This window comes from Actinomadura montaniterrae (assembly GCF_008923365.1).
Classification (GTDB): Bacteria; Actinomycetota; Actinomycetes; order Streptosporangiales; family Streptosporangiaceae; genus Spirillospora; species Spirillospora montaniterrae.
This window is the reverse complement of record NZ_WBMR01000267.1, coordinates 1-11,890: the sequence shown is the minus strand read 5'-3', so window position 1 is coordinate 11,890 and position 11,890 is coordinate 1. Positions and strand designations below refer to the sequence as shown.

Below are 11,890 nucleotides of genomic sequence, written 5' to 3'. Positions count from 1 at the left end.
CGGCGCGGTGGCCCTCGCCTGGGGGCTGGCCGGGGACCCGGGCGCCGCGCGCCGCGCCCGCAGCGACCCCGCCGCCGTCGGCCTGCTGCGCTCCGCCGCCGACGCCGCCCGGCGCGTCCCCTACCAGGGGCGCCGCTTCCTGACGACGTGGAACCGCGGCCGGTCCGCCACGTCCCGCGTCAGCGCCGTGCACACGCCGGGCGACGGCGTCCGGTACACCTCGGCGGCGGGCTCGGAGGGCTACCTTCCCGACACGTCCGCGGGCGACGCCACCGGGTTCACCAGGCGGACGCTCGAGCTGCTGACCCGCAACTACACCGTCGTGCGGAAGCGCGACGCGTCCATCCTCGGCCGCCGCGCCTGCGTGGTGGAGGCCCGCCGGCAGGACGGCTCGGTCGCGGGCCGGTTCTGGCTGGACGCCGAGACCGGGCTGATGCTGCACCGGGAGCTGGTCGACGCGACCGGCCGCCCGGTGGTCACCAGCGGCTTCACCGAGATCAGCTTCACCGTCCCGGCCCAGGGCGGCGCCGCGCCGCGCACCGGCCGCACCCGCGGCTCGTCCGTGGACGCCCCCGCCATCACCGAGGCCCCGGCCGCCGGGACCGAGGCGGAGGGCCCGAGCAGCGCCAACGCCGCGCCGAACAGCTCCGCCACCTCGATCCTCGAGGTGCCGCTGGACGCCCGCGCCCTCCACGGCCTGAAACGCCGCGGCTGGCCCGTCCCCGATCGGCTGCCCGGCCACCTCACCCTCTACGACGCGCGCCGCGAGGCCGGCGGCGCCGTGCACCTCAGCTACTCCGACGGCCTGGCCTCGGTGTCGGTGTTCGTGCAGCGCGGCACCCTCGACACGAGCGCCCTGACCGGCTGGAAGAAGGCCGTCCGGCACGGCCGGACCGTGTTCTGCCGCGAGTCGCTGCGCCGCTGGGCCGTCGCCGCGGCCGACGGCTACGTCTACACCGTCCTGACCGACGCGCCGCAGAGCACGGCGGAGGCGGTCGCCTTCGAGCTGCCGCGCCACCCCGACCCGTTCTGGACGCGGATGGCGCGCGGCGCGCGGCGGCTGGCCTCGGCCGCCGACCCGTTCAAGTGACCCGAACCGGGGAACGCCCAAGTCCGTCCAAAGCGGGAGGACCCGAGAGGCGCCGCGGCAGGCCTCTGCCTTACGCTCGCCACATGCCTATCGCGGCACGATGAGCACGGATGACGAGACCATGCTCGGTAGGAGAGATGGGGATGACGGAAGACAACCGCCGGCCAGGGGACGAGGACGCCGTCCCCGGGCAGGAGCCTGAGCGGCAGGACGCGGCGGCTCCTCCCGAGACGGTGACCGACCAGGAGATCCCCCTGGAGCAGCCGGCGGCGGAGCCCGAACCGGACCCGGAGCCGGGCGGCACCGACCGGCTCGTGGCGGGCGGCGGCGAGCAGGCGGGCGGGTTCGCCCCGCCGGACGCGCCGCGCGCCGAAGCCGCGCCGCAGGACGACGTGCCCGGCCCCATGGCGCCCCGGGAAGTGCCGCTGCAGGACGCGCCCCCGCGCGACATGCCGCAGCCGCCGCCCCCGGTCGCGCTCGACAAGCCGATGGACGGGCCGCAGCCGATGGAAGGGCCGCAGGACCAGCGTCCGCGGCCCGGATTCGTCCCCTACGACCAGGACCCGCGGGCCATGCACGGGCAGCCGCCGTACGGGGGCTGGCAGCAGGGCCCGCCGCCTCCCGGCGGACGGCCGCCGATGGGCCCGCCGCCCCCCGGGGCGCCGATGGGCCCGCCGCCGCCCGGCGGGCCCCGCCCGATGGGGGCGTTCGGAACGCCCGGGACGGGCCCGAACTGGGCGCCGATCCCGGCTCCGCCGCCCTCGTCCGGCCGCGGCCCCGGCCTCGGCCTGCTCGCCGTCATCGCGCTGATCGTCGCGCTGGTCGCGGGGGCCGTCGGCGCCGGCATCGGGGTGATCGCCACCGACGACGACAACGGCGACGGCGGCTCGGTCAGCCTCGGCGGCGGCAGCGGCAGCGACACCAAGGTGCAGAGCCGCCCGCCGGACTCCGTCGCGGGCGTCGCGCAGCGGGTGCTGCCCAGCGTCGTGATGATCCGCGTGGAGTCGTCCCAGGGCGAGGTCGGCGGCACCGGCTTCATCGTCAACGGCGGCTACATCGTCACCAACAACCACGTGGTGTCCGAGGCCCGCCAGGGCGCCCAGATGCAGGTGATCTTCAACGACAAGAAGACGCTGCCCGCCACGGTGAAGGGCGCCGACCCGTCCTCCGACGTCGCGGTGGTGAAGGTGGAGGGCCAGCACTCGCTGCCCGCGCTCGCCCTCGGCGACTCCACCAAGCTCGCGGTCGGCGACCCGGTGATCGCCATCGGCTCGCCGCTCGGCCTGCAGGGCTCGGTGACGACCGGCATCGTCAGCTCGCTGAACCGCGCCGTGCCCACCCAGGGCGAGGGCGGCGGCGACTCGTCCTACCTCAACGCGATCCAGACCGACGCCGCGATCAACCCCGGCAACTCGGGCGGCCCGCTGGTGGACGCGAAGGGCCGGGTCATCGGCATCAACACCGCGATCGCCACCCTCGGCGGCCAGTCGCTCGGCGGCGGCAGCCAGAGCGGCAGCATCGGCCTCGGCTTCGCCATCCCGATCAACCAGGGCAAGCGGGTCGCCGAGGAGATCATCAGGACCGGCCAGGTGAAGATGGCCAAGCTCGGCGTGCTGCCCGACCCGCAGTACCAGCAGGGCGGCGCCCGCATCATGCAGCAGGCCGTGCAGGGCCAGGACCCGGTCACCAAGGGCGGCCCGGCCGACAAGGCGGGCCTCAAGCCCGGCGACGTCATCACCAAGGTCGACGACCAGCCGATCGAGGACGCCACCGACCTGATCGCGCAGATCCGCAGCCGCGCGCCCGGCGACCGGATCAAGGTCACCTACCAGCGCGGCGGCAAGGAGACCACGGTAGAGATCACGCTGGGCTCGTAGCGCCGGATGTTAAGGCCGGGTTCATCCCGGCTGGGGATACGCTGGGGGGACCGGTCCGCGCAGGGCCGGTCCCCGGTGGCTTGTGGAGGACGGGTTGTTCGACGTCGGACTCGGCGAGATGGCGGTGCTGGTCGTCCTCGCCCTGGTCATCTTCGGTGACAAGCTGCCCCAGGTCGCCGGGCAGGCCGGCCGGATGCTGCGGCAGTTCCGGCAGATGGCCAACTCGGCCAAGGCGGACCTCGAGGCCGGTCTCGGCCCGGAGTTCAAGGACTTCGACATCGCCGACCTGCATCCCAAGACGTTCGTCCGCAAGCACCTGTTCGAGGACGACGACTCGTTCCTGAACGGCAAGCTGTTCGACGACGACGAGCCGTCCTACGTCCCGGCGTCGCCCCCGGCCCTCGACTACGGCGAACGCCCCCCCTTCGACAACGAAGCAACGTAGCTGGCCCAGGGGGACGACCCCCTGGAACCCCCGTTGCGACGGACGACGCGTTTCCCGCTCCGCTGGCGCTCCGCGTGAAACGCGTCGTCCGTCGGCGGGCAGGCCCGCTGCGCTCGCTGCACTCGCTCCGCGTGCCTGCCCGTGCCCGTGGTTGGCCTTCTAGCTCCCGTGGTCTGGGCTTCGAGCTCCCGTGGTCTGGGCTTCGGGCGGCCGGGGCGTGAGGTGGTATGCGAAAGGCCCCGCCGGAGGCGGGGCCTTTCGCTCTTTCGGGTCTAACGGCCCTTGGGGGAGATGCCGAGGGACATGCCGGCGAGGCCGCGGGAGCGGCCGGCGAGCTTGTCGGCGATGGTGCGCAGCTCCTTGGCGGCGCCCGCGTCGGGGTCGCCGAGGACGAGGGGCACGCCGTTGTCGCCGCCCTCGCGGAGGCGCGGGTCGATCTCGACCTGGCCGAGCAGCGGGACCTTCGTGCCGAGGGTGCGGGCCAGGGCGTCGGCGACGGTCTGGCCGCCGCCCTCGCCGAAGATGTACTGGCGCTCGCCGCAGTGCGCGCAGGCCAGGTACGACATGTTCTCGATCACGCCGACGACCTGCTGGTGGGTCTGCGCGGCGATCGCGCCGGCCCGCTCGGCGACCTCGGCGGCGGCCTGCTGCGGGGTGGTCACCACCAGGATCTCCGCGGACGGCAGCAGCTGCGCGACGGAGATCGCGATGTCGCCGGTGCCGGGCGGCAGGTCCATCAGCAGGACGTCCAGGTCGCCCCAGTAGACGTCGGCGAGGAACTGCTGCAGGGCCCGGTGCAGCATCGGACCGCGCCACACCACCGGCTGGTTCCCGGCGGTGAACATGCCGACGGAGATGACCTTCACGTCGTGCGCGACCGGCGGCATGATCATGTCGGCGACCTTGGTGGGGGCGTCGGCGACGCCCAGCATCCGGGGCACCGAGTGGCCGTAGATGTCGGCGTCGACGACGCCGACCTTGCGGCCCTGCGCGGCGAGGGCCGCGGCCAGGTTGACGGTCACCGAGGACTTGCCGACGCCGCCCTTGCCGCTGGCGACCGCGTAGACCTTGGTCAGCGAGTTCGGCTTGGCGAACGGGATCTCCTTGGCGGGCTCGCCGCCGCGCAGCTTGGTCTGGAGATCCTTGCGCTGCTCCTCGCTCATCACGTCCAGGTCGACCTGGACGGAGGTGACCCCGTCGAGCTTGGAGACGGCCTCCGTGACGTTCTTGGTGATGGTGTCCCGCATGGGACAGCCGGCAACGGTCAGGTACACGCCGACGCGGACGGTGCCGTCCGCCGCGATGTCGACGTCCTTGACCATGTCGAGCTCGGTGATGGGCTTGCGGATCTCAGGGTCGTTCACCGTGGCGAGGGCCGCGGTCACCTGCTCGGTCGTCAACTGGTGGGCCATGCGTCCATGGTATGAACCCCGCGGCGGTATCGGCCAATCGGGTGCCGGACCTCACACCGGGCGCACGGGGTGTCACGCGGGGACGCGCGACACCCGCCTCCGGCCCCTTCGCCCGCGGCTTCCGGCACCGTAACATCGGGGCGTGACATCGCAGTCCAGCACCATGTCGCCCGCCGAGCTGGCGGTGTGGCGCACGATGCTCCGCGCCCAGGTCCAGATCTCCCGCCGGCTCCAGGCGGACCTGCTCGCCGACCACGATCTCGCGCTGGGCTCCTACGACGTGCTGATGCACCTCGGCGAGGCGCCGGACGGGCGGCTGCGGATGAACGACCTCGCCGACCGGGTGCTGCTGTCGCGCAGCGGGCTGACCCGGCTGGTCGACCGGCTGCAGCGGGACGGCCTCGTCGTCCGGCAGTCCTGCACCAGCGACGCGCGGGGCCTGTACGCGGTGCTGACCCCGGCGGGGCGGGCGCGGCTGGCGGACGCGACGCCGACGTACCGGCAGGGCGTCCGCGAGTACGTGCTGAGCCGGCTGGACGAGCCCGACCTGAGCACGTTCGGCCACATCCTCGACAAGCTCGCCGACGAGCCGGCCTAGCGCCGGGTCCCGGTCCTAGGACAGCGTCTGGTGCTGGTCCTTGGCGTCGAGCTCGCGGATGATCTGCTGGAGCTCGGAGCGCAGGAAGTCGCGGGTGACGACCTCGCTGAGCGCGACCCGCAGCCCGGCGATCTCCCGGGTGATGTACTCGGTGTCGGCGATCGTGCGCTCGTTGCGGGAGCGGTCCTGCTCGTACTGGACGCGGTCGCGGTCGTCCTGCCGGTTCTGGGCGAGCAGGATCAGCGGCGCCGCGTAGGACGCCTGCAGCGACAGGATCAGCGTCAGGAAGATGAACGGGTAGGGGTCCCAGCGCAGGAAGTGCGGGGCGAGGAAGTTCCAGCCGATCCAGACGACGATGAACCCCGTCATGTAGACCAGGAACCGGGCGGTCCCGAGGAACCGGGCGATCCGCTCCGACAGCCGGCCGAACGACTCGGGGTCGTAGTGCGGCCGCGGCACGATCGTCCGGCGGATCTCGCGCGGCTGGTCCAGACGTGTGGTCATCTCGCCCCCTCGGCGCCCCGGAGTGCCTCTTCCTCGGGATCCGCGGACGCCTCGGCGAACGCGTCCATGGCGGTCTCCCGCCAGTCCTCGGGCAGCAGGTGGTCGAGGACGTCGTCGATGGTCACCGAGCCGAGCAGGTGCCCGTTCTCGTCCACCACGGGCGCGGCGACCAGGTTGTAGGTGGCCAGGATCATCGCGACGGACTCCAGCGTCATGGTGGGCCGCAGCGGGTCGAGCTCGGTGTCGCAGATGCCGCTGACCAGCGTCGGCGGGGGTTCACGGAGCAGCCGCTGGAAGTGGACGGTGCCGAGGTAGCGGCCGGTGGGGGTGGCGGTCGGCGGCCGGCACACGTACACCTGCGCGGCGAGCGCGGGGTTCAGGTCGGGGTTGCGGATCTGCGCGAGCGCCTCGGCGACGGTCGCGTCCGGCGGGACGATCACCGGGTCGGTGGTCATCAGGCCGCCGGCGGAGTCGTCCTCGTAGGTGAGCAGCCGCCGGACGGGCGCGGCGTCCTGCGGCTCCATCAGCGTGAGCAGCTGCTCGCGCTGCTCGGTGGGCAGCTCGCCGAGCAGGTCGGCGGCGTCGTCGGGGCCCATCGCCTCCAGGACGTCGGCGGCGCGGTCGGCCTCCAGCTTGCCGAGGATCTCGATCTGGTCGTCCTCGGGCAGCTCCTCCAGGACGTCGGCGAGCCGCTCGTCGTCGAGGGCGGCGGCGACCTCGGTGCGCCGCTTCGGGGTCAGCTCGTGCACGATGCCGGCGAGGTCGGCGGCCTTCATCTGGCCGAACGCGGCGATCAGCCCGGCGGCGCCCTGGCCGTGCTCGACGGCGGAGAACCCCTCGACGTCGTTCCAGTCGACGACGAGGCTCTCGCCGCGGCGGCGCAGCCCGGCGCCGCGGCGCAGGCCGCGGCCGCCGCGCCGGACGGCGACCTTGCCGATCAGCCAGTCGCGGGTGCGGGTGGGCTCCATCGCCACGTCGACGACGGAGACGGGTTCGCCGGAGTCGCAGAACCGGACGGTGCGGTCGAGCATCTCGGCGATCACGAGGGTCTCGGACTCGCGCTTGCTGAACCGCCGCATGTTCAGCCGGCCGTCGAAGATGATGGCGTCGGCCTCGATCACCTGCACCCGGGTGATCGGCAGGAACACGGGGCGGCGGGGGCCGACCTCGACGACGAGGCCGAGCACCCGGGGCGGCCGGGGGGCCAGGCGCAGCGCCACCACCACGTCGCGGACCCGGCCGACCTGGTCGCCGGCCGGGTCGAACACCGCGATCCCGGCGAGCCGCGCGATGTACACGCGCGTCGGAGCTCCGCTCATGGGCCTGACACTACCCAGGACGCACCGGGCGATTCGGTGCGGGCGCGGGGGCCCGCGGATGGCCGGCGGGTGAAGCGGGGGTGCCGGAGGCGGCGTCGCGGGGCCCGGCGGGCCGCGGGGCGGGTCTCAGGCCTCGACCCAGCCGTGCTTCTTGGCGAAGCCGAGGAAGCTCTCCCGGATGCTGACGATCTGCCGGCCGGTCAGGTCGGGCGTGCCGGACAGCAGCAGCTCGGTGATGTCCTCGCGCAGCTCCGCCGGTTCGAGGACGTCGCACAGGCCCTCGTCCAGCAGCTGGGAGGACGACGACTGCCGCGGCGCCGGGGAGGACGACGACGCCCGGGACAGGATGCGGACGCCGAACGCCTTCGGGCCCCGCTCGCTGTCGACCGTCTCGAACTCGACCGTCGCGCCGGGCGTCAGGCCCGACTTGTCGTCCAGTACCTCGTTGGCGTGGACGAACACGTCGTCACCGCCGCCGTCGGGGACGATGAACCCGTAGCCGCGCACCCCGTCGAACCGCAGAACCCGTCCAGTACGCACCAGAACCGACCAACTCTCCACACCGCGAAACGCGAACCAGAAGTACCTGTTCCCAATCTAGCGCGCCCGTCCCCCGCTCCCCGGGAACCGGCGTCGTCGCCCATGGGTGCTGCATAATGCGCCTGTGGACCGCACGGGCGCCCGGCATTCCGGATGGGTCGGCAGGACGGTGCGGGCCGCCGGATCCCCGCTGCCCGTGGCGGCCGTCTGCCTCGCCGCCCTGGCGCTCGCGGAGCAGGCCGCCGGGCTGCTGCTGGACGGCCGGGGCCCGGTCGCGCGGCTGGTGACGGACGTGTCCGGCGCGCGGGACGGTCATGGCGCGGTGCGCGTCCCCTTCGTCGCGCTGATGGTGCTGCTGTGCCTGTGCGCGACGCTGCCCGCGGCGTTCCCGCGCCCGGCGGTCGCGGCGTTCACCGTCGCGGCGGCGAACGCGGTCTCGCTCGGCCTCCTCGACACGGCGACCGTCGCGGGCTCGGCCGCGCTGCTGGTCGCGGCCTATCGCGCCGGGCGGGCCGGGGCGCATGTCGCCGCGCTGGCGGTCGGGCCGCCGTTCCCGGTGCTGGCGCTCGCGGGCCCGGGGACGGCGGAGTTCCGGGTGCGGGCCGTGCTGCTCGCCTCGCTGGTGCCGGTCGCGGCGCTGGCCGGTGCGGTCAGGCGGGCGCGGGCCGAGGCGCTGGAGAGCACCGCCGCCCGGCGCGCGATGGCCGGGACGCTGCTGGAGAACAGCGCGCGCGGCGAGCGCGCCCGCATCGCCCGCGAGCTGCACGACGTCGTCGCGCACCACATCTCCATGATCGCGGTGCAGGCGGAGACGGCGCGGCTCGCCACCCCCGGCATGCCCGCCGCGGGCGCGAAGCGGCTGCTGGACATCGGCGACACGGCCCGCGCGGCGCTGACGGAGATGCGGCGGCTGCTCGGCGTGCTGCGCGACGACACCCGCCGCGCGGAGGCGCAGGCCGCGGAGCGGCGGCCGCAGCCGGGACTCGTGCAGCTCCTCGACCTGCTCGACGAGGCCCGGGACGTCTCCGGCGCGGCGGCCCGGCTGATCGTCCACGGGGCGCCGGACCCGCTCGACCCGGGCGTCGAGCTGGCCGCGTACCGGATCGTCCAGGAGTCGCTGACCAACGCGCGGCGGCACGCGCCCGGCGCCGCCGTCGACGTGGAGCTGCACTACACCGGCGACGCGCTGCGGGTGCGGGTCCGCGACAACGGGCCGGGCGCGCCCGCGTCCCCGGGGTCCGGCGGGCACGGGCTGCTCGGCATGCGCGAGCGCGCCGCGGCCGTGGGCGGCGAGGTCCGCACCGGCCCGGCGGCGGGCGGCGGCTACCTCGTCGAGGCGTGCCTGCCCGCCGGCACCGGCCTGCCCGCGGCACCGGAGGGAGCACGATGAGCGATCCGGGAACGATCAGCATCGTCGTCGCCGACGACCATCCGGTGGTGCGCACCGGCTTCGCGACGCTGCTGGACGCCCAGCCCGGCTTCAGCGTCGCCGGGACGGCCGAGGACGGCGGGGAGGCGGTCCGGGTCTGCGCCGAGCTGTCGCCCGACGTGGTGCTGATGGACGTCCGGATGCCCGGCATGGACGGCATCGAGGCGACCCGGCGGATCGTCGCGTCCGGCGCGGACCGGCCGCGGGTGCTGATCCTCACCACGTTCGACCTGGACGAGTACGTCTACGACGCGCTCCGCGCGGGGGCGAGCGGGTTCCTGCTCAAGGACGTGACCGCCGAGCGGCTCTTCGACGCCGTCCGGGTCGTCGCGGACGGAGACGCGCTGCTCGCCCCGGCCGTCACCCGCCGGCTCATCGACGAGTTCGCCCTGCTCAAGCCCCGGCAGGGCGCCCTTCCCGCGGCGACGCTGGACGTGCTGACGCCGCGGGAGAAGCAGGTGCTGCGGCTCGTCGCGGACGGCCTGTCCAACGCGGAGGTCGCCGCCCGCCTCGTCGTCACGGAGGAGACGGTGAAGACGCACGTCAGCCGCATCCTGACGAAGCTGGCGCTGCGCGACCGCACGCAGGCCGTGATCACCGCCTACGAGACCGGCCTCGTCGTCCCTGGCGCCAAACCGTAGCTCTCAGGAGGGAGGTCGGGGTCCCTGGCGGGAGGGACGGGGATCGCTCGGTGCCGTGACGACCGGTGGGGTGTCCGCTTTCTACGCTTCCGGCATGGAAGCGACCATCGAAGTCGACGGCCTGCGCAAGCGCTTCGGCCGCGCCCTCGCGCTGGACGGCATGTCGTTCACCGTCCGGCCCGGGGAGGTCACCGGGTTCGTGGGGCCGAACGGGGCGGGGAAGTCCACCACGATGCGGGTGATCCTCGGCCTGGACGCGCCCGACGAGGGCCGCGCGCTGGTCGGGGGCCGCCCGTACCGGAGCCTGCGCGACCCGTTGCGGCACCTCGGCGCGCTGCTGGACGCGGCCGCGCTGCAGCCGAGCCGCACCGCCCGCAACCACCTGCTGTGGCTGGCGCACTCGCAGGGCCTCGGCGCCGGGCGCGTCGACGCGGTGATCGGCCGGGTCGGGCTGGACGGGGCGGCGCGGCGCCGGGCGGGCGGGTTCTCGCTCGGCATGCGGCAGCGGCTCGGGATCGCGGCGGCGCTGCTGGCGGACCCGCCGATCCTCATGCTCGACGAGCCGTTCAACGGCCTCGACCCGGACGGGATCCGGTGGATGCGGGGGTTCCTGGCGGCACTGGCCGCCGAGGGCCGCGCGGTCCTGGTGTCGAGCCATCTGATGAGCGAGCTGCAGGACACCGCCGGGCATCTGGTCGTGGCGGGGCGCGGCCGGGTCGTCGCGGACGCGAGCGTCGCCGAGCTGCTCGCGGCGGCGTCGCGCGGACGGGTCATGATCCGCACGTCCGCCCGCGCCCGGGCGATGACGGTGCTGGCGAACGCGGGCGCCACCGTGACCGTCGACGGCGCTGACACCCTCACCGTCTCCGGGCCGGACGCCGAGGAGATCGTCCGGCTGCTCGGGGGCGCGTCGGTGCCGTTCTCCGAGGTCGCCGCGCACCGCGCGACGCTCGAGGAGGCCTACATGGAGCTGACCCGCGACGCGGTCGAGTTCGGCACCGCCGAGCGAGCCGCGTCATGACCGCGGTGCTCCCGCCGCGGGCGGCCGAGCGGCGGGCCCTCGACGGCTTCGCCCGGCTGCTGCGCGCGGAGTGGACGAAGTTCCGGACCGTCCGGGGCTGGGTCGCCGGCACCGTCGCCGCCGCCGTCGTCACCGTGCTGATCGGGCTCCTCGGCACGGGCGGGCCGAACCTGGACCACCCGCCCGACGCGATCCCGATCGGGCCCGGCGGCGAGGCGGTGAACGACAGCTTCTACTTCGTGCACCGGGCACTGCGGGGCGACGGGTCGATCACGGTTCCGGTGACGTCGCTGACCGGCATCGTCAGCATGGGCCCGGACGAGCGGGACGGCGTCGTGCCGTGGGCGAAGGCCGGGATCATCGTCAAGGACGGGCTGCGCCCAGGCTCCCGTTACGCGGCGATCATGGTGACCGCCGGCCACGGCATGCGGATGCAGCACGACTACGTGCACGACACCGCCGCCCCCCGCGCGATCGCGCCGGCGCGGTGGCTGCGGCTCGTCCGCTCCGGCGACACGATCACCGGGTACGGCTCCGCGGACGGCGCGCACTGGACGCCGGCGGGCACGGCGCGGCTGCCCGGCCTCGGGTCCACCGTGCAGGCGGGCGCGTTCGTCGCGTCCCCGATGTCGATCACCCGGACCGCGCACGGCGCGAGCTTCGACCCCGCCGTCGCGACCGCGACGTTCGGGCAGGTCGCCCTGGACGGCCGGTGGACGCCGGGCGCCTGGAAGGGCGAGCAGATAGGGCGCGCCGGAACGTCCGGCAGCTACACCGACACGGTCCACGGCGGGTTCACCGAGGCCGGACGGGGGCTCACCGTGACGGGCGCCGGCGACATCGCCCCCATCGTCGGCGGACCGGCCCTCGGCACCGGCTACACCATCGAGAACCTGCTCGTCGGCGCGTTCGCGGGCATCCTGGTCATGGCCGTCATCGGGGCGCTGTTCGTCTCCGCCGAGTACCGGCGCGGGCTCGTCCGCCTCACCTTCGCCGCGAGCCCGCGCCGCGGCC

11 protein-coding genes and 1 pseudogene are annotated in these 11,890 nt (G+C 74.5%); 8 read left to right on the top strand and 4 right to left on the bottom strand.

Translation table 11 applies throughout. The annotated features are described in order from the left end of the window. The 3 genes from F9B16_RS44575 to F9B16_RS44565 all read left to right on the top strand — a co-directional run. Window positions 1-1,090 (top strand): sigma-E factor regulatory protein RseB domain-containing protein (locus F9B16_RS44575; protein ID WP_151546321.1); only part of this gene is annotated, 1,090 nt, incomplete at its 5' end. 143 nt (window positions 1,091-1,233) lie between these two features. Next, complete coding sequence (locus tag F9B16_RS44570; protein WP_151546320.1) at window positions 1,234-2,967, top strand: S1C family serine protease; 1,734 nt, start codon at window positions 1,234-1,236, stop codon at window positions 2,965-2,967. 94 nt (window positions 2,968-3,061) lie between these two features. Then, window positions 3,062-3,412, top strand: a complete 351-nt coding sequence (locus F9B16_RS44565; RefSeq protein ID WP_151546319.1) for a sec-independent translocase — start codon at window positions 3,062-3,064, stop codon at window positions 3,410-3,412. Window positions 3,413-3,684: 272 nt separating this feature from the next. On the opposite strand, the gene F9B16_RS44560 is transcribed toward F9B16_RS44565, so the two are convergent. After that, window positions 3,685-4,824, bottom strand: coding sequence for an Mrp/NBP35 family ATP-binding protein (locus F9B16_RS44560; protein WP_151546318.1), 1,140 nt, complete (start codon window positions 4,822-4,824; stop codon window positions 3,685-3,687). 142 nt (window positions 4,825-4,966) lie between these two features. Between F9B16_RS44560 and F9B16_RS44555 the strand changes: the two genes are divergently transcribed. Beyond that, window positions 4,967-5,422, top strand: coding sequence for a MarR family winged helix-turn-helix transcriptional regulator (locus F9B16_RS44555; protein ID WP_225992494.1), 456 nt, complete (start codon window positions 4,967-4,969; stop codon window positions 5,420-5,422). Window positions 5,423-5,437: 15 nt separating this feature from the next. Here F9B16_RS44555 and F9B16_RS44550 read toward each other — a convergent pair whose 3' ends face one another. From F9B16_RS44550 to F9B16_RS44540, 3 genes are all read right to left on the bottom strand, one after another. After that, complete coding sequence (locus F9B16_RS44550; protein WP_151546317.1) at window positions 5,438-5,926, bottom strand: DUF1003 domain-containing protein; 489 nt, start codon at window positions 5,924-5,926, stop codon at window positions 5,438-5,440. After that, window positions 5,923-7,245: a magnesium transporter MgtE N-terminal domain-containing protein gene (locus tag F9B16_RS44545; protein WP_151546316.1), complete on the bottom strand. Its 1,323-nt coding sequence runs from the start codon at window positions 7,243-7,245 to the stop codon at window positions 5,923-5,925. Before F9B16_RS44545 ends, F9B16_RS44550 begins: the two co-directional genes overlap by 4 nt. 126 nt (window positions 7,246-7,371) lie before the next feature. Then, entirely contained in the window at window positions 7,372-7,785 is a 414-nt protein-coding gene (locus F9B16_RS44540) for a cold-shock protein (RefSeq protein ID WP_151546315.1), read from the bottom strand. 124 nt (window positions 7,786-7,909) lie between these two features. Between F9B16_RS44540 and F9B16_RS44535 the strand changes: the two genes are divergently transcribed. The 4 genes and pseudogenes from F9B16_RS44535 to F9B16_RS44520 all read left to right on the top strand — a co-directional run. Continuing rightward, the gene (locus F9B16_RS44535; RefSeq protein WP_225992493.1) at window positions 7,910-9,175 is read left to right on the top strand and encodes a sensor histidine kinase; all 1,266 of its coding nucleotides are present in this window, start codon (window positions 7,910-7,912) and stop codon (window positions 9,173-9,175) included. Continuing rightward, entirely contained in the window at window positions 9,172-9,855 is a 684-nt protein-coding gene (locus F9B16_RS44530; RefSeq protein WP_151546314.1) for a response regulator, read from the top strand. The genes F9B16_RS44535 and F9B16_RS44530 overlap by 4 nt, the downstream gene beginning before the upstream one ends. 94 nt (window positions 9,856-9,949) lie before the next feature. After that, window positions 9,950-10,876 (top strand): ABC transporter ATP-binding protein, encoded by a 927-nt coding sequence (locus F9B16_RS44525; RefSeq protein WP_151546313.1) that lies wholly within the window; start codon window positions 9,950-9,952, stop codon window positions 10,874-10,876. Further along, a pseudogene (locus F9B16_RS44520) lies at window positions 10,873-11,890 on the top strand (hypothetical protein); the annotation flags it as partial. The gene F9B16_RS44525 and the pseudogene F9B16_RS44520, both read left to right, overlap by 4 nt.

Bases quoted from the DNA above. Each gene is read 5' to 3' on its own strand.
- F9B16_RS44560 (WP_151546318.1), bottom strand. From the start codon at position 4,824: ATGGCCCACCAGTTGACGACCGAGCAGGTGACCGCGGCCCTCGCCACG.
- F9B16_RS44525 (WP_151546313.1), top strand. From the start codon at position 9,950: ATGGAAGCGACCATCGAAGTCGACGGCCTGCGCAAGCGCTTCGGCCGC.
- F9B16_RS44545 (WP_151546316.1), bottom strand. From the start codon at position 7,245: ATGAGCGGAGCTCCGACGCGCGTGTACATCGCGCGGCTCGCCGGGATC.
- F9B16_RS44570 (WP_151546320.1), top strand. From the start codon at position 1,234: ATGACGGAAGACAACCGCCGGCCAGGGGACGAGGACGCCGTCCCCGGG.
- F9B16_RS44550 (WP_151546317.1), bottom strand. From the start codon at position 5,926: ATGACCACACGTCTGGACCAGCCGCGCGAGATCCGCCGGACGATCGTG.
- F9B16_RS44530 (WP_151546314.1), top strand. From the start codon at position 9,172: ATGAGCGATCCGGGAACGATCAGCATCGTCGTCGCCGACGACCATCCG.